Annotated in this window: 25 protein-coding genes and 1 pseudogene; 24 read left to right on the top strand and 2 right to left on the bottom strand. The window is 38.8% G+C overall.

The window, feature by feature from the left end; genetic code table 11:
• The first annotated feature begins 45 nt into the window (after positions 1–45).
• The 5 genes from ACQYAD_RS18070 to ACQYAD_RS18050 all read left to right on the top strand — a co-directional run bounded on the left by ACQYAD_RS18070 (position 46) and on the right by ACQYAD_RS18050 (position 5,709).
• The gene (locus ACQYAD_RS18070; RefSeq protein WP_430240444.1) at positions 46–1,221 is read left to right on the top strand and encodes a glycosyltransferase family 4 protein; all 1,176 of its coding nucleotides are present in this window, start codon (positions 46–48) and stop codon (positions 1,219–1,221) included.
• A 191-nt stretch (positions 1,222–1,412) separates the two neighbouring features.
• A complete protein-coding gene (locus tag ACQYAD_RS18065) occupies positions 1,413–2,144 on the top strand; it encodes a WecB/TagA/CpsF family glycosyltransferase (protein WP_430240442.1) in 732 nt (243 codons plus the stop codon).
• A complete protein-coding gene (locus tag ACQYAD_RS18060; RefSeq protein ID WP_430240446.1) occupies positions 2,033–3,280 on the top strand; it encodes a glycosyltransferase in 1,248 nt (415 codons plus the stop codon). Before ACQYAD_RS18065 ends, ACQYAD_RS18060 begins: the two co-directional genes overlap by 112 nt.
• A gap of 113 nt (positions 3,281–3,393) precedes the next feature.
• Positions 3,394–4,494: a glycosyltransferase family 4 protein gene (locus tag ACQYAD_RS18055; protein WP_430240440.1), complete on the top strand. Its 1,101-nt coding sequence runs from the start codon at positions 3,394–3,396 to the stop codon at positions 4,492–4,494.
• A gap of 156 nt (positions 4,495–4,650) precedes the next feature.
• The gene (locus tag ACQYAD_RS18050; RefSeq protein WP_430240438.1) at positions 4,651–5,709 is read left to right on the top strand and encodes a glycosyltransferase family 4 protein; all 1,059 of its coding nucleotides are present in this window, start codon (positions 4,651–4,653) and stop codon (positions 5,707–5,709) included.
• Positions 5,710–5,730: 21 nt separating this feature from the next.
• On the opposite strand, the gene ACQYAD_RS18045 is transcribed toward ACQYAD_RS18050, so the two are convergent.
• Both ACQYAD_RS18045 and ACQYAD_RS18040 read right to left on the bottom strand, forming a co-directional pair.
• Complete coding sequence (locus tag ACQYAD_RS18045) at positions 5,731–6,744, bottom strand: LCP family protein (protein WP_430240437.1); 1,014 nt, start codon at positions 6,742–6,744, stop codon at positions 5,731–5,733.
• Positions 6,745–6,882: 138 nt separating this feature from the next.
• A complete protein-coding gene (locus ACQYAD_RS18040; protein ID WP_430240436.1) occupies positions 6,883–7,515 on the bottom strand; it encodes a YigZ family protein in 633 nt (210 codons plus the stop codon).
• A 377-nt stretch (positions 7,516–7,892) separates the two neighbouring features.
• On the opposite strand from ACQYAD_RS18040, the gene ACQYAD_RS18035 reads away from it, so the two are divergent.
• The 19 genes and pseudogenes from ACQYAD_RS18035 to ACQYAD_RS17945 form a co-directional block, all read left to right on the top strand.
• Positions 7,893–9,035: a sensor histidine kinase gene (locus tag ACQYAD_RS18035; RefSeq protein ID WP_430240434.1), complete on the top strand. Its 1,143-nt coding sequence runs from the start codon at positions 7,893–7,895 to the stop codon at positions 9,033–9,035.
• Positions 9,036–9,220: 185 nt separating this feature from the next.
• Positions 9,221–9,913 (top strand): annotated as a pseudogene (locus tag ACQYAD_RS18030) (response regulator).
• Positions 9,914–10,083: 170 nt separating this feature from the next.
• Positions 10,084–10,929, top strand: coding sequence for a DegV family protein (locus tag ACQYAD_RS18025; RefSeq protein WP_430240445.1), 846 nt, complete (start codon positions 10,084–10,086; stop codon positions 10,927–10,929).
• A 266-nt stretch (positions 10,930–11,195) separates the two neighbouring features.
• The gene (locus tag ACQYAD_RS18020; RefSeq protein WP_430240433.1) at positions 11,196–12,098 is read left to right on the top strand and encodes a nuclease-related domain-containing protein; all 903 of its coding nucleotides are present in this window, start codon (positions 11,196–11,198) and stop codon (positions 12,096–12,098) included.
• 58 nt (positions 12,099–12,156) lie between these two features.
• Positions 12,157–13,602 (top strand): DEAD/DEAH box helicase, encoded by a 1,446-nt coding sequence (locus ACQYAD_RS18015; RefSeq protein ID WP_430240431.1) that lies wholly within the window; start codon positions 12,157–12,159, stop codon positions 13,600–13,602.
• Positions 13,599–14,294 (top strand): ComF family protein, encoded by a 696-nt coding sequence (locus tag ACQYAD_RS18010; protein ID WP_430240429.1) that lies wholly within the window; start codon positions 13,599–13,601, stop codon positions 14,292–14,294. The genes ACQYAD_RS18015 and ACQYAD_RS18010 overlap by 4 nt, the downstream gene beginning before the upstream one ends.
• Before the next feature lie 54 nt (positions 14,295–14,348).
• Positions 14,349–15,233 (top strand): Rpn family recombination-promoting nuclease/putative transposase, encoded by an 885-nt coding sequence (locus tag ACQYAD_RS18005; protein WP_430240428.1) that lies wholly within the window; start codon positions 14,349–14,351, stop codon positions 15,231–15,233.
• Between the two features lie 14 nt (positions 15,234–15,247).
• Positions 15,248–15,565, top strand: a complete 318-nt coding sequence (locus tag ACQYAD_RS18000) for a hypothetical protein (RefSeq protein WP_430240426.1) — start codon at positions 15,248–15,250, stop codon at positions 15,563–15,565.
• 147 nt (positions 15,566–15,712) lie between these two features.
• Entirely contained in the window at positions 15,713–16,123 is a 411-nt protein-coding gene (locus ACQYAD_RS17995; protein ID WP_430240425.1) for a TIGR03826 family flagellar region protein, read from the top strand.
• A gap of 59 nt (positions 16,124–16,182) precedes the next feature.
• Positions 16,183–16,458: a flagellar biosynthesis anti-sigma factor FlgM gene (flgM, locus tag ACQYAD_RS17990; RefSeq protein WP_430240424.1), complete on the top strand. Its 276-nt coding sequence runs from the start codon at positions 16,183–16,185 to the stop codon at positions 16,456–16,458.
• A gap of 18 nt (positions 16,459–16,476) precedes the next feature.
• Positions 16,477–16,947, top strand: coding sequence for a flagellar protein FlgN (locus ACQYAD_RS17985; protein WP_430240422.1), 471 nt, complete (start codon positions 16,477–16,479; stop codon positions 16,945–16,947).
• Between the two features lie 18 nt (positions 16,948–16,965).
• Positions 16,966–18,516, top strand: a complete 1,551-nt coding sequence (gene flgK / locus ACQYAD_RS17980) for a flagellar hook-associated protein FlgK (protein ID WP_430240419.1) — start codon at positions 16,966–16,968, stop codon at positions 18,514–18,516.
• A 9-nt stretch (positions 18,517–18,525) separates the two neighbouring features.
• On the top strand, positions 18,526–19,416 hold the full coding sequence (gene flgL / locus ACQYAD_RS17975) for a flagellar hook-associated protein FlgL (RefSeq protein WP_430240418.1): 891 nt from the start codon (positions 18,526–18,528) through the stop codon (positions 19,414–19,416).
• A gap of 46 nt (positions 19,417–19,462) precedes the next feature.
• Positions 19,463–20,053: a DUF6470 family protein gene (locus tag ACQYAD_RS17970; protein ID WP_430240417.1), complete on the top strand. Its 591-nt coding sequence runs from the start codon at positions 19,463–19,465 to the stop codon at positions 20,051–20,053.
• A gap of 12 nt (positions 20,054–20,065) precedes the next feature.
• A complete protein-coding gene (gene fliW / locus ACQYAD_RS17965) occupies positions 20,066–20,509 on the top strand; it encodes a flagellar assembly protein FliW (RefSeq protein WP_430240415.1) in 444 nt (147 codons plus the stop codon).
• An 11-nt stretch (positions 20,510–20,520) separates the two neighbouring features.
• Entirely contained in the window at positions 20,521–20,751 is a 231-nt protein-coding gene (gene csrA / locus ACQYAD_RS17960; protein ID WP_430240414.1) for a carbon storage regulator CsrA, read from the top strand.
• A gap of 158 nt (positions 20,752–20,909) precedes the next feature.
• Positions 20,910–21,749 carry a flagellin gene (locus ACQYAD_RS17955; protein ID WP_430240411.1) on the top strand — a complete coding sequence of 280 codons (840 nt, stop codon included), beginning with the start codon at positions 20,910–20,912 and terminating at the stop codon, positions 21,747–21,749.
• Between the two features lie 66 nt (positions 21,750–21,815).
• The gene (locus ACQYAD_RS17950) at positions 21,816–23,702 is read left to right on the top strand and encodes a glycosyltransferase (protein ID WP_430240409.1); all 1,887 of its coding nucleotides are present in this window, start codon (positions 21,816–21,818) and stop codon (positions 23,700–23,702) included.
• Between the two features lie 2 nt (positions 23,703–23,704).
• Positions 23,705–25,050: glycosyltransferase (locus ACQYAD_RS17945; RefSeq protein ID WP_430240406.1), on the top strand; the 1,346-nt coding region annotated here is incomplete at its 3' end.

Genomic DNA, 25,050 nt, shown 5'->3' with positions numbered 1-25,050 from the left:
CATTAAATTAAAATTGAGTTTTTCTAAAAAAGAGAGGTAAATAAAATGAAAATATTAATTACGACAATTTTTGAATACCCACATGAGGGAGGATTATCAACTCATATTGGAACACTAAAACGAGGACTAGAAGAAAGAGGACATACAGTTGATGTATTTTCTTTTTCGAATATGAACCCAGTAATTAGAAAGATATTTACTCAAGCACCGGGTTTTTTATTAAATAAAATTAGTAAAGGAAAGGGACAGTTATTGAATGATAACCTGAGAAGAAGGTTGCTATCGGTGTATTTATCAAATCGTAAGTCTCAATATGATGTAATTAATTCACAGGATGTATTTGCTGCGATTTCATCAATTGCAACAGGAATTCCTACCGTTGCCACAGTCCATGGCTATTTTTCTTTTGAAGCTATAAGCCGTGGTGCTCTTATAGAAAATAGTAAAGAAGATAACAAAGTTCAAGATATAGAAAAACAGGCATATCAAAAGGCGGCAGAAGTGGTAGCAGTTGATAGCCGTATTCGGGAATATATAATGGAGAAAGCAAATGTTGAAGCTCATACAATAAAAAATTTTATTGATGTGAATGCATTCCAGCCTGATAAAGTTGATGTAAAATCAATAAGAGAAGAGTTTCAAATTCCTGTGGGAGTAAAGGTTCTTTTTGTCCCAAGAAGAATGACTGAAAAGAATGGTGTGATTTATCCAGCATTAGCATTGCCGAAAATTATTCAAAAACACCCGAACGTACTATTGGTATATGCCGGAACTGGTGAACAAATGGAGAAAATTCAGGAGATTATAGATAATAATAATCTTAAACAGAATGTTAAATTTCTTGGCTCTGTACCACATGACAAAATGAAGGGACTCTACGCATTATCAGATATTGTCATTGTTCCAAGCGTACATTCACATGGTGTAGAAGAAGCTACTTCAATTTCTGCATTGGAAGCAATGGGGTCAGGTTCTCCAGTTGTGGCAGGTGCAGTTGGAGGGCTAAAAGAAATTTTTGAGCATAAAATTGATGGACTTTTAGTCAAAGAACGTGATATAGAAGATTTAGCTAAGTCTGTTATCAGTATTTTGGACAATCCAAAATTTGGTGAGGAATTGGCCGAAAATGCTAGACTTAAGGTGGAAAAAAAATATTCACATATTGCAGCCGCAGAAAAATTCGAAAAGATTTATGTTGAAGCTATAAAAAAGCCTAAATAATTTTCAATAAGTACACATTTGGCCGAGGGACGAAGCAAAGAAAAAGAGCGGGTTATCCTCGGCTAAAATTAAACTCCTCATAATTAAAACACTACCGTATTTCTGTAAAGATACCCTGTATACAAGAATTAACAATATTAATACCTAAAATAAAAAGGATTGTTTTTAGTTTTTAAAGTGAGGTTTAAAAAATGCACAAAAATAAAGTAAAAATATTAAATGTAAATTTCGATAATCTAAAAAGAAAAGAGATACTAAATAGTTTAGAAAAAAAAATTATAACCGGTAAAAAAACTTTTGTAGTTACAGCCAATCCAGAAATTGTGATGTACGCAGAAAAAGACCCAACCTATTTATCAATTGTAAATAATGCAGATTATGTTATTGCCGATGGGATTGGAGTTGTAGTAGGTTCCAAATTAATAAATAATCCCCTTCCTGAAAGAATTGCCGGATACGATTTAATGTGCGATTTGTTAGCGAAGGGAAACGAACAGGGATGGAGTGCGTTTTTCCTGGGAACTAAAAAAGAGACGATTGAAAAGGCTATAAATAATATAAAAACAAATTATCCACAGCTTGAAATCGTAGGATGGCATGATGGCTATTTTAATTGGGAAAAAAGCGATATCAAGGAAGAGATTCTTTCTAAAAAACCCGATCTAATTTTCGTGGCTTTAGGATTTCCTAAACAGGAAAAGTGGATTTCCCAAAACATCCAAGCGTTTGATAAAGGATTTTTTATGGGGGTAGGAGGAAGTTTTGATGTTATCGCTGGAGAAGTTAAGAGAGCTCCCCTAATATGGCAGAAATTAAATTTAGAATGGCTGTATCGGTTGATAAAGCAGCCAAGCCGGTGGAAGCGAATGTTGGTCTTACCCTTGTTTTTAATAGAAGTACTAAAAACAAAAGTAAGGAAATAGATGTAAAAATAGAAGGAGTAAGAAAAATGAAAGTATTGCATCTAAATGCAGGGAATGAAACCGGTGGAGGAATGGTTCATATTTTGTCTCTTCTTAAAGAGTTAAAGAAAGAAGAAGATCAATTCATCTTAGGTTTACTAGAAAAAGGAGTATTTTATAAAAAGGCTATCGATGCAGGGATTGATACGATTACTTTTGAACAAGCATCGAGATATGACTTTACGATCCTTTTTAAATTGGTTGCTTATATAAAAAAAGAAAACATTGACATACTTCATACACATGGTGCAAGGGCTAATTTATATGGGTACTTTATTTCCAAAATGACACGGGTTACTTGGATGACAACTATACATAGTGATCCGAGGAATGATTTTCTGGGAAGGGGACTTTTAGGGGGGATTTTTACAAAACTGCACTTGGCGGTTTTGAAAAAACCAGATCATTTTTTTGCTATTTCAAAGAGATTTACTGAAATGTTAAAGCACTTTGGAGTAGACCAGGAAAAGATATCAACGATCTATAACGGAATTAATTTTCAACAGGCTCATAAAGGGAAGCAGACTTCTCTTAAAGATTTAAATCTCTCTCCTGAAGATTTTATCATAATAATGGTAGCTAGGTTTGATCCGGTTAAACGACATGAGTTGGCGGTAGAAGTTGTTAAAAAATTTGCAGCTCAATACCCTTCCGTTAAAGTATTGCTTGTGGGAGATGGATCCACAAAACCTAAAATTGAGGAACTTGTTGCCCAAGAAGGGCTTGAGAATCATATTATTTTTCTTGGGTATAGAGAAGACGTAGCTGCATTGTTTCGTTTAGCTGACGTAACTCTATTACTATCGAAAACTGAGAGCTTTCCGTTAGTCTTACTAGAATCATCTCGAGAAAAAACTCCAGTAATAACAACAGATGTTGGGGGAGTGAACGATATGATTCCCGATCAAACTTTTAGCATTGTACTTAAAGATGATAAGGTACCTACAATATTGAATGCATTAGAACATGTTTTGAAACTTAAAGAGGAAAATAGGCTCGATGATATGGGAGATAAATTTTACCATTATACATCTGTGCGCTTTTCACTGAATGCCTTTGAAAAAAGTGTCTACAATATTTATAAACTTTATAAATAATAAAATATATTTCTTTCTTTAAATGACTATGCTATAATCCTAAGGGGTATAGAATTACAGTTTAGCTTGATTTATGTTGCTAACTATAGGATATGTATTTACGGAGGCGCTGTATGTTATATTTAACATTAATTATTAGTTTCTTCGCGGCAACACTCCTTACACCATTAATAAAAAGGCTTGCCTTTAAAATTGGTGCAACAGATAAACCAAATTATCGCAAAGTTCATCAAAATATTATGCCAAGACTTGGTGGATTGGCTATATTTTTAAGCTTTATTATTGGAGTCACAATCCTTAAAATAAGTTTTATTAAAGGTGTTATAAACTTTAATCCAGTTGCTGAATATCATTGGCCTATTATTATTGGAAGCGTGATTATCATTCTGACTGGAATGGTTGATGATGTCAAAGAAATTTCACCTAAGGTTAAATTAGCTGGACAAGTTGCAGCTGCGTTTATCGTGGTGTTTTTTGGAAATTTAAATGTAGAGTTTATAAATTTGCCTTTTGGCGGCAAAATTAATTTTGGAATATTAAGCATTCCTTTTACAATGATATGGATTGTCGGAATTACGAATGCAATTAATTTAATTGATGGTCTCGATGGATTAGCTGCAGGTGTATCGACAATCGCATTGTTTTCTATTGCTGGCATGGCATTCATTATGGGGAATTTATATGTAACAATTATTGCACTAATTGTAGCATCTGGCACAATAGGATTTCTTTTATACAATTTTCACCCTGCTAAAATTTTTATGGGCGATACTGGAGCATTATTTTTAGGATTTATGATTGGCGTCCTTTCTTTATTAGGTTTTAAAAATGTAACATTTATTTCCCTTATTGTTCCTATCATTATTTTAGGTGTGCCAATTTCCGATACATTCTTTGCAATTGTTCGAAGAATGGTTAATAAACAACCATTGTCTGCACCTGATAAATCTCATTTGCATCATTGCTTATTGAGAAGTGGTTTTTCTCATAGACAAACTGTTTTACTAATTTATGCAATGAGTGCAATATTAGGCCTTACGGCGTTTATTTTTTCACAAGCAACAGTGTGGGGTTCTTTAATTGTTATCGCAATATTATTAATTACGATAGAAATTATTGTTGAAAAAATTGGACTGATTCGCGATGACTACAAGCCTCTAATTAAGTTTGTAAAAGGTATTGGTGCTGTTGCCAATCTAAAAGATCGATACTAAATAAATTTAACCTTACTCAAGGACGAGTAAGGTTTTTGATTTTTTGAATACCAGGTACCAATATAACAGTTGCTTTTATTACAGGAATCCTTTTCCTATTAAAAAGTGTATTTAGTTCTAATGAATATGGATATGCTATAGTAGAGGAGGAATCTCATGTTATTTCTTGCCTTGATTATATGCTTTGTAATTTCTCTGGTAATTACTCCCCCCATCAAAAAATTTGCTTATATTATCGGCGCTACGGATAGACCAAATATTCGTAAAGTGCATAAGTCATTAATGCCGCGATTGGGTGGGTTAGCGATATATTTAGGTTTTTTGACAGGGGTTTTATTTTTAAAGCCTGAAAATCAATATTCTGGATCGATAATGGTCGGTAGCGTTATCGTCGTGCTGACAGGAGTATTGGATGATGTCTTTGAACTTTCTGCCAAGCTAAAATTTATAATGCAATTTATTGCTGGTTTTATTGTGGTAATTTATGGAGGATTACAAGTTAATTTTATCAATTTGCCTTTTGGCGGTATGCTTGAATTTGGCCTCTTTAGTATTCCTTTTACTATTCTTTGGATTATAGGAATTACGAATGCCATTAATTTAATTGACGGTTTGGACGGCCTTGCAGCGGGGGTTTCGTCCATTGCATTAATTGCCATTTCAGGTATGGCAATGATTATGGGAAATCTGTATGTAGTAACTATTGGATCCATCCTTTTAGTTAGTACCTTGGGATTTCTTTATTATAATTTTCACCCAGCTAAAATTTTCATGGGTGATACAGGTGCTCTGTTTTTAGGATTTATGATTGCTGTTTTATCCCTTTTAGGATTTAAAAATGTGACATTTGTCTCTTTTATTGTCCCAATTATTATTCTTGGCGTTCCCATATCGGATACGTTTTTTGCGATCCTTCGGAGATTGATGAATAAAAAGCCACTTTCAGCACCGGACAAATCCCATTTGCATCACTGCTTGCTTCGTATTGGTTTTACACATAAACAAACAGTTTTAATTATTTACTTAATAGCAGCGTTTTTTAGCTTAGCTGCTGTAATATTTTCGATGGCAAAACTTTGGGGCTCGATGTTATTAGTCGCCATTCTTCTATTCTTAATTGAAATTTCCGCTGAAAAGATTGGTTTATTTGGAAGAGAATTTTATCCGCTTTTAAAATTAGCCAGATTTATCCGCTTTTCTAGCAGAAATAAATAAAAGGACTCAGGTTGAGTCCTTTTAACTTTTTGTATTTGAAAAGGCTTTGCTTGCACTTTCTGGATTAATATTTAAAGTAGTTTGCAACTCAAGTTTTACATTCGCTAATGAATGAGGATCCAATTGGTAATAATAAATACCACTAATCGTTGAATCTTTTCCTTCCAGATGAAGTGTTGTAAAGTCTAATTTTTTACCGGATGCAGCATAGCTGACTAATGATTTCATGTCGTCAAAAGTTAAATTGGTTTCCATGTTTTTTCCCAAAGCATCAATTATTTTTCCTTGCTTTGGAATCGAGTCGACTGAAACGGCTTTTTTGACGATTGCTTTGATAATTTCCTGTTGACGAAGCCCTCTTTGAATATCGTTGTCATAGTGTCTTGTTCGCGCTAGTGCCAGAGCTTCTTCGGCATTTAAATGCTGAAGTCCCGGTTGTAAACGAATGGCTCCCTGCTGGTCTTTTGAGTCTTGTTCTACCAATTTGTATGGCACATTTACATCGATACCATCAATGGCTTTTACAACATCTAGAAAAGCATTAAAATTCATTTTTACATAATAATCGATTGGAATATCAAGTAAATCTTGAACTGTCTCTATTGCTAGCTTGGTGCCTCCGTAGGCATTTGCTTCATTAATTTTTGTTTTTTTGGATCTCCCTGGTATGCTGACATAAGAATCACGAGGAATGCTTAATAACTTAAGGGAATTTTCTTTTTTGTTTAGTGTTACAACCATTAATGCATCCGTTCGTGTCCCCTTACCGAAATGGCGGGTTTGGCTATCATCAATTCCCATAAGAAGAATCGAGACATTGTCTAATTTGGGATTTGCTTTAACCTTTCGTTTGGAAGGTACTTCCACTGGTTTGTAGGACTTGTTTGCAACGGATTCCGCCTTTTTATATAGAAATGTTCCATAAGCGACTGCGCTTAGGGTAATAACTAATAATGGTGTTAATATCCAAATAACGATTCGTCGATTCCTTTTCTTTTTCCTAATTGTTTTTGAGGATCTTAATTGCTGCGACATGCATTTATCTCCTTTTAAATGGGGAATTTAAGCTTTACAAAATAAAGTAAATAAGTCAGATTCGATTTTACTACTATATCGTGCTTTCGTAAATTGTAATTTTATGAATAAAGAAGGAAAAAATTCAAGTAGTTTGCTTTATACTTCCTCCTCCAAATAAACCTTCTCTCCCAGCCGTATCTCGCCTTGTCCATTCGTCAATTCCACCATCCATTCTTCGAAGGTTGCGGTTTTGGCCTCTTCCACGTAGACTTCGATTTCGACTTTGTCGAGGTAGTGGATTTGTTTGATTTTGTATTCGGAGGCGCGGAGTTCTTTTTCGAGTTTGCCGAGCCAGGTGTAGTCGATGGTGACATGGGCGGTTTGGACGAGCCGCCGTTCAACGATGCCGATTGCATTGAGGCCTTCGGAAGTCGCTTTGCCATAGGCGCGGATTAGGCCGCCGGCGCCGAGTTTGATGCCGCCGAAGTAGCGAGTGACAACAACAACGGTGTCTTTCAGGTTTCGCTTTTTTAAAACTTCAAGGATGGGTACGCCGGCGGTTCCGCTCGGTTCGCCATCGTCATTTGCTTTTTGGATTTGGTCATTTTCGCCGATCAGGTAGGCGGAACAGTTATGGGTTGCATTCCAATGTTTCTTTTTGATGGATTGGATGAACTCCTGGGCTTGTTCCTCCGTCTCAGCCCGCTTTATTTGGGCAATAAAGCGTGACTTTTCGATCACGATCTCATGTTCTCCGGATTGTTTTACAGTTAAATAATGGGATAGCATGGGCTCCTCCTTTCAACCTTGGAAAAGCTTGAAGAATGAAAAAGCATCACTTGTACCATTATAATGGGAAACGTGGCGAAATGCGAAGATTATTGTCGACTGTAATCAAACTTTAATATGGACGTCATGTCGAAATGGTATAATAAAGCATGCTTGAGCACCGATTTTTTAGTGATTTGCCTAGGTAAAAAGTAGGGGCAGGACAGTGTTTATCCCCTACTTTTTACCGATTTTCACTCATTTCGGCAATGCTTGGGCAGGTTAAGCATAGTATATTCCAACACGACACGTTAAAATATGGGAAAAGGAACTTTTTCCTACTTGTGATTTTCGGACAAGCTTGCTTGTTTCTGGTAAAAGTGCCTGGGGGAATACAGATGAAAATTAAAAAATTTGATACAAAAACGCTAGATGCCATTCTTGAAAAAATGATCGATACGGTCGGCGATAGCAAAAATGAAATTTTTCGGATTGGCGAGCAGTGCCGCAATGATTTTGAAACGTTGTCAGATGAATTAAAAAGTGTGAAACGAATGGTCGTCCAAATTATTGATGAAGGCGATCAGCTTGAACGACAAGCCCGGCTTGCGCGGAATCGCCTATCCGATGTCAGCAGAGATTTTAAAAAATACGCGGAGGCAGAAATTCGCGAGGCATATGAAAAAGCGCATCAGCTGCAAATGGATCTTTCGATGAACCGGCAAGTTGAAAAACAGCTTCGCGAACGCCGTGATGACTTGGAACGCAGGTTAATTGGCCTCAATGAAACGATTGAGCGTGCGGAACATCTCGTTTCCCAGATTTCGATTGTCATGAATTATTTAATGAGCGATTTGAAGCAGATGGGTGAAGTAATTGAGGATGCCAAGGCGAAGCAGGATTTTGGCTTAAAAATTATCGAAGCCCAGGAGGATGAACGAAAACGGCTCTCCCGCGAAATTCATGATGGACCGGCACAGATGCTCGCAAATGTAATCATGCGCTCCGACTTAATTGAGCGGGTGTACCGGGAACATGGCGGTCAGCAAGCGTTGATGGAGGTGCGCAGCTTCAAAAAAATGGTGCGTTCTGCCCTATACGAAGTGCGCCGAATTATCTATGATTTGCGGCCGATGGCACTCGATGACTTGGGGATTGTTCCGACCCTCAGAAAATATTTACAAACGATCGAAGAGTATCATAACAAAGCGCGGATTGAGTTTGTCAATGTCGGTTTGGAGTGCAGGTTGCCGGCAAAGTACGAAGTGGCTCTATTCCGTTTAATTCAAGAGTCAGTGCAAAATGCTTTAAAGCATGCGAATGCAAAGGAAATTGTCGTTCGGTTGGAGATTACGAAATCCGCAGTAAATGTTCTTGTTCAGGACGATGGAATTGGTTTTGATGTGAACAAAAAAAGTACCGAATCTTTCGGCATTATCGGGATGGAAGAACGGGTTGAGCTGCTTGAAGGGGTTCTTTCGATTAATTCGAAAATTGGGAATGGCACGACAGTTTCCATTCGTGTACCCATTTTAAAGTAGGGAAAAGCGATTTATGAGTTTGTTCTTTGAGTATGTGCTTGTTATCGGCTTGTATTAAAATGGGACGGGTATCATAGTTGAGAAGTTGATCGTTTGCAGGAGGGCCGCTGCTGCTCTATGAAATGCTAGCGCGGCAACGGCAGTATTTTTACATAAAAAAGAATGGTTTTTGGGAGGAGAAAAGGTTGACGACGAAAATTGCCATTATTGATGATCATCAGCTTTTCCGTGAAGGGGTAAAGCGGATTTTGGAGTTTGAGCGGACGTTTGAGGTTGTTGCGGAGGGTGATGATGGGAGTGAGGCGTTAAGGATTGTCGAGGAGCATAAGCCGGATGTGGTGATTATGGATATTAATATGCCGCATCTGAATGGTGTTGAGGCAACGCGGGAGCTGGTGGAGAAGTTTCCGGAGACGAAGGTGATTATTTTGTCGATTCATGATGATGAGAATTATGTGACGCATGCACTGCAGACCGGGGCTCAGGGCTATCTTTTGAAGGAAATGGATGCGGATGCGCTGATTGAGGCGGTTCGGGTTGTCGCTGAGGGCGGTTCCTATTTGCATCCGAGGGTGACGCATAGTTTGGTAAATGAGTATCGCAGGTTGGCGGCGAGCAAGGCGGGTTCCGGATCTGGCTCGGGCGGTTAATATGTGGCAGAGGTGCGCCGGCCGTTTCATTTGTTGACGCGTCGGGAGTGTGAGGTGTTGCAGATGCTCGCGGATGGCAAGAGCAACCGCGCGATCGGCGAGGCGTTGTTTATTAGCGAGAAGACGGTGAAAAACCATGTGAGCAATATTTTGCAGAAAATGAATGTGAATGATCGGACGCAGGCCGTTGTCGTTGCGATTAAGAATGGCTGGGTAGAGGTAAGGTAATGAAGAGAGGACGCTTTCGCTTTTAGGAGGGCGTGCTCTTTTTTTGGTCAGAAAAGATTGGCTTTTGAAACGGTTCGGTTGGCGTTTTTGCCAGGGAGTAATGCTTTTTTCCCCGTTTTCATATAAAATAGTGAGTTAAGAAACAGGATAAGGGTGGTTGTTACTTGTTTATGAAAACAGCTATTGTGACCGATAGTACGGCATATATCCCAAAGGAGCTGCGCGATCAGTGGAATATACATATGATCCCATTGCAAGTCATTTTTGGGGATGAAGTTCTGCGGGAAGAGGTGGATATTGATTCGAAGGGCTTTTTTGAAAAAGTTCGCCAGCAAAAGGAGCTGCCAAAGACATCGCAGCCGCCGGTTGGCGAGTTTGTGGCGCTGTTTGAGAAGCTCGCTGCCGATGGCTATGATGCGGTAATGAGCATTCATTTGTCGAGCGAGATTAGTGGCACCTTTCAAGGAGCGGTAACGGCGGGAACGTTAGTAGATGGGATTTCGGTGTATCCGTTTGATTCAGAGATCAGTTGTATGGTGCAGGGATTTTATGCCTTGGATGCTGCGAAAATGGCTGAGCGCGGTGTTGAGCCTGAAGAAATTTTGGCTCGGCTTGAGGAGTTGAAGGTGACTGCAGATGCTTATCTGATGGTGGATGATTTGGCTCATTTGCAGCGGGGCGGCCGGCTGTCGAGCGCCCAGGTCTTTTTCGGCAGTTTGCTACAGGTGAAGCCGCTGCTTCATTTTGCCAATAAGGTGATTCCGTTTGAAAAAATCCGCACGCGGAAAAAAGCGATGAAGCGGATCGGTGAACTGCTGGGCGAGGCGGTGGGAGCCGTAGACTCTAAGTATCGTGCGGTGATTATTCATGCGAATCGTGAGGCGGAGGCGTTGGAATGGAAAAAGGAACTCGAGTCGCAGTTTCCAACTGTCGAATTTTCGCTTGGCTACTTTGGGGCGGTTATCGGCACCCATTTGGGCGAGGGCGCGATGGGAATGGGCTGGATGAAAAAATAAATGTCTTGGCGGATGCGCCGGGGCATTTTTTTTAGGAAGTTTCTAGCGAAAATGTGACAGTTGCGGAATAAATTGTGAAAGTCGCGGAATACAGAAGGTAAGTCGCAGGAATAATCTCAAAACCTGCGGAATTGTTGTCAAAAGTCGCGGGAACGTAATATTCTGTCAACAAATTTTCACAAAAAATGATGTTTTTCCTCAAAAAAAGGCAGGAATTTTATAGGACTATGGAGAAAAATTACAAAAAGGAAAGGAGGAATGACTTTTTGATTGTCCTTGAACGAGCGTATCCACAAAAAGCTTTATTAGATGAAATTCTTCTCATGCGCCTTCCTAAAAATTATTCCAAACTCCCTATGATCGAAGCAGATTTTCATCGAGAAATGGCGGGCTACCGAGGCGAGCAAGCTTTGGATTATTATTTAACATTTCTTCCCCAAGATGACTACTATATTTTTCAAGCGCTTCGGTTACAATATGAGATTTGGACTTTCCAAATCGATTTTCATCTCTTAACGACGAGGTTTGCGCTTATTATAGAAGCCAAAAATCTTGGGGGAAAACTGAACTTCGAAAACAAATTTCATCAACTTATCCAATTTTATCATGAAAAAGAAAAAGTATATGACGATCCAACTGCACAAGCAGAACGACAGAGGCGCTTGCTTTCTAGATGGCTTGCCCAGTACCTTCCCGTGCCACTTCCGATTGAATGCCTTGTTGTCATGAGCAATACTACCGCAATTTTAACGACAGATTCGCACGATATTCCCAAAAGAGTATGCAAACCTTTTAAACTGCTTGATAAAATTGAAAGGATTGAACATTTCTATTCAAAAGAAACAATCGATCGAAAAACAGTAAAAAAACTGTCCAAACTTCTTTTACAGCATCACACACCAAAATCCTTCAACATCCTCAGTGAATATCAAATTCCGCAAAAGGACATTCTGACGGGAGTTCGTTGTCCAACATGCAAAAACCTTCCAATGATCTATCAATATGGAAAATGGCATTGCAAGCTGTGCGGGACTTCATCAAAAGATGCACACTTGGCGAGTCTCAATGATTATTTCTCCTTTTTAAACCTTGGATCACAAATGCAGAATTCAAAGAGTTTCTCCATCTGCCTTCCAACAATATCGCACAGAAAATGCTTTTCCAATTAAAATTACAATTTACCGGAACAACAAGAAATCGAATCTATTACCAGAAAGAGGGGAAAATATGAATTCCACTACTTTTTCTTTTGGGAAAAATGCTTCCGTTGCCCCGATGCCAGTAAATTCATCCTTTAAATTCACCCCGGAGATCCAAAAATTTCTAACCGGAAAGCAACTTCTTCTTGATGATATCCCTTTTTCGCACGAACTGATTCAAACCCACTATGAAAATGGCTATATCCGCCTGCGCGAAGGAATCATCCAAAAAGACAAGCATCCAGTTTGCGTCCGTTGCGGTAACAGTGATCCACAGTGGTTTGCCGAGATTCCTTGCGCCCGCTGTGGCCAAACCGAATGGTATTGCCGAAACTGCTTGATGATGGGCAGAATGAGCGAGTGCACGAGGCTGTTCAGCTGGAATGGTCCTGTACCGAAACCAGTCATACCGGAACCCATCCTTGAGTGGAGTGGACAACTTTCCGAGGGGCAAACGGAAGCCGCAGACCGGGTAGTAAATGCCATCCGCACGAACAGCGAATTATTGGTGTGGGCTGTTTGCGGTGCTGGGAAAACCGAAATTCTTTTTCAAGGGATTGCCGCCGGACTGGCTGCAGGAAACCGAATCTGCATTGCTACACCGAGAACAGATGTTGTTCTCGAGTTAACCCCAAGACTAAAAAAAGCCTTTCCGGCCATCGCGATTGCCTCTTTATTTGGCGGAAGTGAGGAGCGCCATCTCTATGCACCGCTTACGATTACCACCACCCACCAGTTGATGCGATTTTACCATGCATTTGATGTGATCATTCTAGATGAGGTCGATGCATTTCCTTTCACGGTAGACGAGTCGTTGAAATATGCCGCAGCACATGCCCGAAAGCCTGTTTCAACGATGATTTATCTGACCGCAACTCCCAACGAAAAATGGCAGCGTGAATGCCGCCTCGGAAAACGTGCCTTTGTCACTATTCCAGCCCGTTTTCATCGCCATCCGCTCCCCGTTCCAGAGTTCGTGTGGAGCGGAAACTGGCAGAAGCAAGTAAAAAAAGGCAAATTTCCAGCTTCTGTCCGAAGATGGATTAGCACAAGACTCCAAGCCCAAAAGCAGGCGCTCGTTTTTTTTCCTCATATTCCTTTAATGGAAAAAGCGTTGCCCTTTGTGCGGCAATTGGATCCAAATATTGAAACTGTCCATGCAGAAGACCCGAAACGAAAGGAAAAAGTAGAAAAAATGCGGTCGCAGGAAATTTCGATCTTATTGACGACAACCATTCTTGAACGCGGGGTAACCATTCCGAATATTGATGTTGCGGTTATTGGTGCGGAAGATGATATTTTTACCGAAAGTGCCCTCGTGCAAATTGCCGGCCGAGCTGGACGTAGTGTCGAGTATCCAAGCGGCAATGTGACCTTTTTTCATTATGGTAAAACAGCAGCGATGCAAAAAGCGAGAAGGCAGATTGTTGAAATGAACCGGTTGGGCCGGAAGAAAGGGCTGATCGATGCATGAACACACATTGTCTGATTTGCCATCAACTCATTTACACGCCGGTTAGCTGGGTGACGATTTTTTCAAAAGAACAGGAAGAATTTGTTTGCCGCGATTGTAAGCGCAAGTTTGAGAACATCTCGGGAGAAATTTGCAGCATCTGCGGCCGTCCATTAATGGACAACTTCAGTAGCGGTAACCTGTGCCTTGATTGTATCCGCTGGGAGGAAGATCAGCAGTGGTGCGGTCTATTAAACCGAAATGTTTCTCTCTTTTTATACAATGATTTTTTAAAAGAAGTGATTGCCCGGTTTAAATTCCGCGGTGATTATGTGCTGGCAAAGGTGTTTCATGAGGAAATACATTCACATCTCGCCCGGATGTCCTTTGACTATCTTGTTCCCATACCGCTGAGCGCAGAAAGGCTTTATGAGCGCGGCTTTAACCAGGCGGAAGCCTTGATCAAAGAAGCGGGCTATAAGCCTGAGCTTCTGCTTAGCCGTATCCATTCTGAAAAACAATCGAAAAAATCACGTCACGAGCGAATACACCTGCCGCAGGTTTTTCAGATTTCTGATGATCGCGAACTAACTGGCAAGCGTCTTATTTTGGTTGATGATATTTATACAACCGGCTCGACACTTCGGCATGCCGCAAAGCTTTTAAACCAAGCAGGTGCCGCATCAATTCAATCGCTGACAATTGCCAGATAGGGAATTTAGAAGCTGAAAAACTGTAATGGAAATGGTAAAATAAAGGAGGAACCTATGGAAAGACTCAATCCATTAAATGATTTTCTGTTTAAAAAACTTTTTGGTGATGAAAAAGATCCTAAATTGTTGATTTCGCTTCTAAATGCGATCCTTGATGAGACGATTGCTGTTCTAACGATCGAGAAAGAACAATTGAATCGCGACACACGGGAAGAAAAACTTGGAGTACTGGATATTAAAGCGAAAACCGAATTGGGCAAGAAGATAAACATTGAGGTGCAATTGCTCGATCAGAAAAATATGGTTCCTCGAACACTGTTCTACTGGTCAAAACTTTTTGTCGAGGATTTTGCGGCGGGAAGTGAATATACAGAACTGCAAAAAGCGGTAACAATCAATCTTCTTGACTTTGAGTTAAAAGAATTAGTAAATGAATCCTATCATACGAAGTATCAGTTGCATGAATCTCAATCAAAGGGTAGGTTGACCGATATACTGGAAGTTCATTTTATTGAATTTCCGAAATTGGAAAAAATGAAAATGAACGTGCATAATCCGCTCCATCGCTGGCTATTATTCTTACAACAAGATGTTTCTGAAAATTTGTTAGAGGAGGTTATTCAGATGGATGCAATGGTAAATAAGGCGGAAGACAAACTGATGAAATTGAGTGCAGATCCAGAAACGCGAAGACAGTACGAGCTCAGGGCAAAAGCCTTATCAGATGAGCGCAGCAGGATGGGAGAAGCAAGGGAAGCGGGCATTGAGCAAGGGATGAAGCAAGGGATGAAGCAAGGAATTCAACAAGGAATGAAAATGGGAATTTTAGAAATGGTGAAGAGTTTGCTGGAAACAGGCATGCCTTTAGCCGAAGTTGCCAAGCATACGCCGTACACGGAAGAAGAGTTAAGGCAATTGCTAAGGGAAAATGAAGATTAAATGAGGTTATTCAGATGGATGCAATGGTAAACAAGGCGGAAGACAAACTGATGAAATTGAGTGCAGATCCAGAAACACGAAGACAGTACGAGCTCAGGGCAAAAGCCTTATCAGATGAGCGCAGCAGGGTGGGAGAAGCAAGGGAAGCGGGCATTGAGCAAGGGATGAAGCAAGGGATGAAGCAAGGAATTCAACAAGGAATTCAACAAGGAATGAAAATGGGAATTTTAGAAATGGTGAAGAGTTTGCTGGAAACAGGCATGCCTTTAGCCGAAGTTGCCAAGCATACGCCGTACACGGAAGAAGAGTTAAGGCGATTGCTAAGGGAATGAGAATTGCGAAAGATGAGAGTACAGGTTCCCCCTAAGGCCAGGGGGGATTTTTATTTTTCTAGAAGAACAGTCAGCTTACCGTTTCCATCAACAATTGATCAAGTTATAATGAAAATACATATTTCGACACAGGGGGAAGCGCTGAAAATGGAAGAATTAGTGAATTGTCCAAATTGCAATGAGATTTTTGTCAAAAGTAAGTTTCGCGATGTGTGCCCAAAATGCTGGAAGCAAGAAGAGGAAGATTACAACACGGTTTATCAATTTATGCGAAAGCGGGAAAACCGGGCAGCCACGATTGAGCAAGTGGTTAGGCAAACAGGGGTAAAAGAAGAGCTGGTCTTGAAGTTTATCAAAAAAGGGCGGATCCAGATCACTCATTTTCCAAACCTTGGCTATCCTTGCGATCGCTGCGGACGGATTATCCGGACAGGGAAACTTTGCGAAAACTGCACGGCTGAACTGCGTGAAGACCTACAAACCTTCCAATCAGAGGAAAAACGTAAGCTGGAACTCCTGAAAAGAGAAAAAGCAACGTATTATTCTGCAAAAGACTAAAAAGTGCTGACTTTTATCCGATAATAGGAGTAGAACAAGGATCGGGATGAGAGCGGGGTATGACAATGAAAATTAATCCGTATGGTTCACAGGGAGTGAATCCATATAAACAGCAAATGAACAAGTTTGGTCAAACGGAAGAAAAAACGATTGGAAAAAAGGCGGATCGAGTAGAAATTTCCGCAACGGCAAAAGAAATGCAGCAGCTTTCCCAGCTGCCGGAAGAGCGTCAAGCGAAGATACAAGAACTTAAAAACCAAGTGGAAAATGGTTCATATATAATCGACCCGCACAAGATCGCAACGAGCATTATTGCTTTTTATTCAAAACAATAAGATGAAAAGAGGGAGACCATGTCACAACCGGAAAAGTTAATCAGCACGATGGAAAAGCTTTTAAAACTGCATAAAAGCCTTTATGAGCTTGCTGTAAAAAAGACAGAAATCGTGAAAATGGGTGACATGGAGGCTCTTAACTTCACCTTAAAGGATGAGCAGGCACATCTTGCAGCCATCAACCAGCTAGAGCAAGCACGCCAGCAGCTGGCTAAAACGATAGTTCCTGAAGTTGAGCAACCGTCTATTTCGGACTGTTTAAAATCAGTTGAAGGCGAAAGTTGGGTGAAACTCGACCGTGTCCGCTCAGAACTGCTTGATGTAATTGGGCAAATTCGCCAGCAAAACGACTTAAATCAAAAAATGATTTATCAATCACTTCAGTTTGTAAATTTGACATTAAATTTAGTCGCGCCTCAGCCGGAGGAATTTAACTATGGGCCAGTTAGCAAGCCGGCTTCGACAGCCCTTTTTAATCGAAAAGCTTAAAATGTGGAGGAACCATTCATGCGTTCAACCTTTATGGGATTAGAAACAGCACGGCGCGGGCTATTTACGCAGCAAAGCGCTTTATATACAACAGGTCAGAATGTGGCCAACGCCAGTACACCGGGCTATTCAAGACAGCGGGTGAATTTTGCGCAAACGGAGCCGTATCCTGGAGTAGGCATGAACATGCCGCAGCTGCCTGGACAAATGGGAACAGGTGTCAAAGCGGAATCGGTGCAGCGAATCCGGGAGAGTTTTCTCGATGTACAATATCGGGGAGAAAACAAAAAATTGGGCTATTGGCAGACGCGTTCGGATGCGTTGAGCAAAATGGAGAGCGTTATGAATGAGCCGTCTGATTCTGGTTTATCGACGGTAATGGACCAGTTTTGGCAGTCGCTGCAGGATTTAGCAGTCGATCCGACAAATGCCGGTGCCCGCTCGGTTGTCCGCCAGCGCGGTGAAGCGGTTGCGGATACGTTTCATTATTTGTCCAACTCCTTGTCTGCTGTAAAAAGAGATCAAAAAGATCAGGTTGATGTGACAGTAAAAGAAATCAATTCGGTAGTGTATCAGCTCGATCAAATCAACAAACAGATTGGCGGCGTTGAGCCGCATGGGATGCTGCCGAATGATTTATACGATGAGCGTGATCGGCTGATCGATCAGCTTTCTTCGTTAGTGAATATTAAAGTCGATTATGTAAAATCTGGCGGAAATGCCGACCCGAAGGCGGAAGGAAAAGCCGAAATTAAACTTGTCGATGACACTGGATCAGAGCTAGGCGTTTTGTTGAGCGTTGCCGGAACCAATAAGGTGAGCGTCAATTACAAAGGTGCGGATGAATCGGTCAGCACCATCTCGGTCGGTGCGGAAACGATTGATTTTTCCAAAATGAATTCCTCCGGGAAATTGCGCGCCTTGATCGAATCGTACGGTTATGAAAAAGATGGCCAGGCAACCGGAATTTATCCGGATATGCTCAATGAACTCGACAACATGGCCTATACCTTTGCAAAGCAATTTAACGATGTGCATGCCTCAGGACTCAGTCCAAATGAAATTGCAGCTGGGAAAAATGATGAAATTCCGTTTTTCTCCGATGCAAATAATGGGTCTCTCAGCAACAGAACTGGATATGCAAGCCGAATCGAGGTTTCCCAGGCGATCAAAGACAGTCTTGACAATATCGCAACGGCTTCCGGTACTGATCCAGCTAAGGCTACTTTAGGCGACTCGACCAATGCACAGGCACTTGCGGATGTCATCAACCAGCCATTTGATTATGGGCAAAACAATGAACAGGCTGATTTCCGCAATTATTACCAGAACGTCATTGGCGGCATGGCGGTCCTTTCGCAGGAAGCAACACGGCTTACGAACAACAGCACTGCTCTCCAGCAATCGGTCGATCAAAAACGCCAGTCGGTCAGCTCGGTTTCATTAGATGAAGAAATGACCAACATGATTCAATTTCAGCAAGCTTACAATGCCTCTGCAAGAATGATTACAATCCAGGACGAAATGCTTGATAAAATTATTAACGGTATGGGTACCGGCGGAAGATAGGTGAAATAAATGCGGATAACTCAATCCATGCTCGCAGCTAACTCACTGAAAAATATCAGCAATAGCTACTCAAGAATGAGCCAGTTGCAAAATCAGCTTTCTACGGGTAAAAAAATTACCAAACCATCGGATGACCCGGTCGTTGCGATGAAGGGGATGTACTATCGATCGGATCTTGTTGGAGTGGAACAATATAAGAGGAATTTGTCTGAATTGCATTTGTGGATGGATAACTCGGAAACAGGAATGTCCGAGGCAAATAGTGTATTGCAGCGGGTAAGGGAACTTCTTGTACAAGGCCAAAATGATACATTGAGCCCATCCGACCGTAAAGCAATTGCTGTAGAAGTAGGTCAGTTAAATCAAGATCTTGTAAAAACAGCAAATACCCAGGTTGCCGGTAAGTATATTTTCCATGGAACAGATGTTACAAACCCACCAGTTCCGCAAGAGGATCCACCGCTGGTAGCAGCTAATTTAACGGATTCAAAAATTAATAATTATAATGTAGAAGTTTCAAAAGGGGTTTTTCTAAAGGCAAATGTAAATCCGGCAAATACGTTTAATCAAGAACTATTTGATGTAGTTGGTAAAATTCAAAAAGCACTTGAAACGGACGATTCTTCTGGTTTGCAGAGCTTGATGGCTGAGCTGGACAAAGTAACAACCAATTTGTCTACTGAACGTTCAGAGTTGGGCGCAAGAACAAATCGCTTGGATTTGGTGGAAAATCGGATTGGCCAACAAGAAGTTTTGGCTAATAAAGTACTGTCAGACAATGAAGATGCCGATATTGAAAAGGTCATTATGGATATGACGACACAAGAAAGCGTCCATCGTGCTGCTCTAAGTGTCGGTTCAAGAATTATTCAGCCAACATTAATGGACTTTTTAAGATAAAAAGCTATTCAAATTTGAATAGCTTTTTTTACTAGGAGGTATTAGAATGAGACTTCCGCAAATAAGACTGGAATCTACGTCTGCCAGAATAGCCATTCATACCCAAAATGCGAAAATGGAGATTGAGCAGCCACCAGCGGAATTGAGTATTCAACAGCCTAAAGCAGATATTGAAATTGCAAAAATACCTTCAAGACTGACGATTGATCAAACAAAAGCTCGGGCGGATGTGGATTTAAAAAGTACTCCTCAACGGATTAGAGAAGCTGCCCAGCAAGGTTATCAGGATGCCCTTAAAGGAATAGCCCGCCGGATACAAGAGGGTGAAGAACTAATGAGGATTGAAAATAGAGGAAATCCTATTGCCGAACAGGCAAAGAACCACCACTTTCTCCCTGAACATGAATTTACTTTGGGCTGGATCCCGTCTCTGGGAAGTGTACAAATTAACTATGATCCTGGAAGTCTTGATATTCAATGGAATGTAAATAAGCCACTCATTAATGTTCAAAATAATAAACCAATTATTCGTTACTATCCAGGGAAAGTAGAAACGAGTATTCAGAGCTACCAATCGTTAAAAATAGATTTTGAAAATTTAAAGTATGTAGGCCCCAAATATGAACAAACTATTTAAGGATGTGATTTTATGAAGATTTATACAAAATATCATGGTGAAATAGAAATTGAAGAAAAAAATATTGTTCATTTTCCCCAAGGGATTCCCGGTTTTATAGAGGATAAGGAGTTTGTTCTGTTACCTTTTTCTGAAGATGGGATTTTTAAAATATTGCAATCAATAAAGGAAACTCAAATTGCCTTTGTAGTGACAAACCCTTTTGCTTTTTTTAAAGAATATGATTTTGTTCTTGATGATCAAACTATACAAGTTCTTGAGTTAACGTCAGAACAGGATGTAGATTTATACATAATCTTAACGCTAAATGAAAAAATTGAAAAAACAACTGCCAACTTGCAAGCACCTGTTGTTATCAATAAAAAAATTAATCGGGGGAAACAAGTAGTCCTTACTAACAGCAATTATACAACCAAACATTTCGTATTTTCACACCATACAATGGAAGTTAACTAGGAGGTGAGAGCATGCTTGTTTTAACGAGAAAAGCAAATGAATCCATTCAAATTGGTGAGAATATAGAGATTACCGTTCTGGAGATAAAAGGTGAACAAATCAAGCTTGGAATTAAGGCCCCCAAAGATATTGAAATCCATCGCAAGGAAATATACTTATCGATCCAAAACGAAAATAACCAGGCGGCTCTTGCTTCGAATATTTTATTACAAGACTTTATTAATACTGTGAAAAAAGCTTAAAAAAATCCAATAAAAGACTAAATAAGAAAAAAAAAATGTCGATATATAGGGTAGACAAGCAATTCATGAGGACGGCCGACTTGTGAATAAACTTGTAACCAATAACTGAATTCCACAAGGATGTGGATTCCAGAAAAAATTCATGGAGGAAATAAAAAATGAGAATTAATCATAACATTTCAGCTTTAAACACTTTTAATGCATTATCGAAAAACACTGATGCTACTTCTAAATCAATGGAGAAACTTTCTTCCGGCTTACGTATCAACCGTGCAGCGGATGATGCAGCAGGCCTTGCCATTTCTGAGAAAATGCGTAACCAAATTAGCGGGTTACAGCAAGCGCAACGCAACTCTCAAGACGGAATTTCTTTAATTCAAACTGCTGAAGGCGGATTGAACGAAACGCAAGCAATGCTTCAACGTATGTCTGAATTAACAGTGCAAGCTGCTAACGAAACGTTAACTACATCTGATACACAAAAAATCCAAGCTGAGATTACTCAATTAACATCTCAAATTGACGACATTGCAAACCAAACTAAATTTAATACAAAAAATATCTTGAACACAACATCTAGCATTACTTTCCAAGTTGGTGCAAATGGCGGAGAGACTATTTCAATGTCGCTTGTTGATGCCACCGCTAGCTCACTAGGCGTATCTGCTTCTTCGCTAAGTGATTTAAGTAGTATTGCCTCTGGGTCAACGTTGAATCAGGTTGCAAGTGCTAACCTAGCGAAAATTCAATCAGCGATTAACGCAATTTCTACCGATCGTTCTAATCTTGGTGCGGTTCAAAATCGCTTGGAGCATACTATTAACAACCTTTCGACTTCAAATGAAAATTTAACTGCTGCTGAATCTCGTATTCGTGACGTGGACATGGCAAAAGAAGTGATGACGTTGACTAAAAATAATATCCTTTCTCAAGCAGCGCAATCAATGCTTGCACAAGCAAATCAGCAGCCGCAAGGTGTTCTTCAATTATTACGTTAATAATTATATAAAGGGGATCTTAGAACATCTAAGATCCCTTTTTTAAAGTAAATAGGGGTTATTATTATGTCGGGATATTCCATATCGTTATGTATGATTGTAAAAAATGAAGAGGAATTTTTAAGAAGGTGCTTAGAGAGTGTTCAAAGTATTGTTAATGAAATAGTCATTGTTGATACAGGATCGACCGATAAAACAATAGAAATTGCCAAAGAGTTTAATGTGAAAATTTATAATTTTGAATGGAATGGTAATTTCGCTGATGCAAGAAACTTTTCAATCAAAAATGCTACATCGGATTACGTTCTTGTATTAGATGCGGACGAATATCTAGATGAGGGTTCTATTCCACTTCAAGAAAATCTTAAAACAGAAAAAGATTATTATATAGTAAATATTAAAAATTATTTAGACAGCCAAATATTTAATCATCAAGCCATTCGTATTTTTAAAAATAATCAAGGCTTTATTTACAAAGGTAAAATTCATGAACATTTAAATATTGAAGATTACGATGGACTAACGCAAGAAACTGCAAAAATATTGATACATCATATAGGTTATACATCGAAATTATATATGAAAAAAAATAAACATGAGAGAAATTTGAAACTTCTTTTAGAAGAAGTGCAAAATCATCCTTCTGGATATAATTTCTTTAATTTAGGGAATCAGTACAAGGCTAATGGTCAGTTCGACAAAGCGTTAGGAGCTTATAAAAAAGCTTTTTACCTTAGTAAAGATAGAGTATATTTATCGTATTTACTTGATCAAATGGGAAAATGTCTTTTATATCTTAAAAGATATGAAGAAGGTATTGAATTAATTTTAAATTCTATAGACGGGTTTCCTGATTATACAAACTTATATTATACTCTCGGTGAATTATATGAGGCTTGTGAATACTATAAAGATGCGGAATGTTGTTATTTAAAATGCCTTGAACTTGGCGATGTTACGAATCAACAAACAATCGAAGGTGTAGGAGGACATCTTGCTCGCTTTAATTTAATTCGAGTATATGAAAAAAAAGGGGAATTATCCAAGGCTTTAGAGGAGGGTTTTCTTTCCCTTAGAAAGAAAATGGATCATCTTCCAACTTTAATGTATTTTATAAAAATATTAAAGATGGGTAATATTCCCGTTTCAAATATGAAAGAATTTATTGATGCAACTTATTTAATAAAGGATCAAAGTAATTTGAATAATCTAGTTATCTCTTTATTTATGACTAGGTCTTCACTTCTTATACACTATATTAGAGCTTATAATCTAAAGGTAGACAGAATGATTGAAGCTATAGCTCTTCAATATGGAGGTGAATTGGGAGAAGCCTGCGAAGTGTGGAAGTCAATAGATGAAATATCTTACGAGCTTGCGGAAGATATTATAGCATTATCATTTAAAATCCAAAGTAATGTATTATTGCCTAAGGTAAAAGAACATTTTTCTGAAACTGACTTTGAAATAATTAATTGTCTTGTAAATAAAGAAAACAATATAAAACTTACAAAGGATACAGAAACCTTGATCATAAAAGTAATAACTAAAGTGGGCCTCTTAGATGATCAAAGGTCAGTACTGTATTTGCTAAATATAGTAACAAATAACAATTCTATAGAGCATGTTGAATTAGTAAGAAATTTAATTGATATTGGACTGAAGGAAATTGTTATTGAATTTACTAGAAACTATATAGATAAAAATGGAATATCTCTTGAGTATCTAGAAATTTTAGGAGATCTGTATTCGCGGAAAGGCTTTTTTTTAGATGCATTATTGATATTTAATAAAATTATAGAATTAAAAGCAAGTTATTCGATTTATGAAAAGATGTATAATATTCACTTTAAGATGAAAGATACCCATGCGATGGATCTTCTAGAAAGGGAGATTTTAGTTAAATTTCCTTTGGCAATGTGGGTCAAAAATAAAACAATAATGGTGGACTAGAGATGTTAACAAGTATTGTAATTCTTACCTATAATAAATTGGATTATACTAAACAGTGTGTAGAAAGTATTAGAAAATACACTCATAAAAATGAGTATGAGCTAATTGTAGTAGATAACTACTCAGTTGATGGAACAGTAGAATGGTTGAAAGAACAAAGTGATATAAAATGTATTTTTAATGAAATTAATGCTGGATTCCCTAAAGGATGTAATCAAGGAATTGAAATTGCAACAGGAGATAACATATTACTGTTAAATAATGATGTAATTGTAACTGAGAATTGGTTACAAAATTTAGTCACTGCTTTATATAGTGAACCCACAATTGGTGCTGTTGGACCAGTTACTAACTCCGCAGCTTATTATTCCACAATTCCTGTTTCCTTTAGAACATTAGATGAGATGCAAAGTTTTGCTAAAAACTATAATATTACGGATTCAAACGAATGGGAAGAAAGAGTAAAGCTTATCGGATTTTGTATGTTAATTAAGAGAGAAGTTATAGAAAAAGTAGGTTTGTTAGACGAGATATTTTCCCCAGGAAATTTTGAAGATGATGATTATTCATTTCGTATACAACTAGCTGGTTATAAACTTTTAATCTGTAAGGATACTTTTATTTATCATTACGGAAGCCAATCATGGAGAGATAAACCAGATGAATATTATAACTTATTAAAAGAAAATGAACGTAAATTTATAAAAAAGTGGGGATTTAATCCAGGCTATTCTACTTTTATTAGGAATGAGATTATTAATTTAATTGAAGAACCTGCAGAGAAAAACATAAATGTTTTAGAAGTTGGTTGTGCTTGTGGAGCAACTTTATTGAAAATTAAAAACAAATATAAAAATGCTGAAATCCATGGAATTGAACTAAATGAAAATGCAGCAAATATAGCGAAGTTGTATGCAAATGTTACAGATCAGAACATTGAAAATGCGGAGTTGCAATTCAAACAAAATTATTTTGATTATATTATTTTTGCGGACGTGCTTGAACATTTATTTGATCCATGGAAAGTATTAAAAGAAATTAAAAAATATTTGAATGCCGATGGTAAAATTCTCATAAGCATTCCAAACGTAATGCATTTTAGCTTGTTAAAACAAGTGATAAATGGGAAATGGACTTATAGTGAATCAGGCTTATTGGATAGGACACACGTTCGTTTCTTTACTCTCCATGAAATAATAAAGGCACTTGAAGATGCTGGTTATAAAAATGTTGAATATCAAATGATTACTGTACCTAAATCTCCCGAAGATCAAGAATTTATTACAAAATTATCCGAGCTAAGCAATGAAAATTTAATACAACAATATGAAGCATATCAATATATTAT

Source organism: Neobacillus sp. SM06, from assembly GCF_050496765.1.
Classification (GTDB): Bacteria; Bacillota; Bacilli; order Bacillales; family Cytobacillaceae; genus JAEVLT01.
The sequence above is the reverse complement of the archived record's forward strand: the minus strand, read 5'-3'. Positions and strand labels throughout refer to the sequence as shown.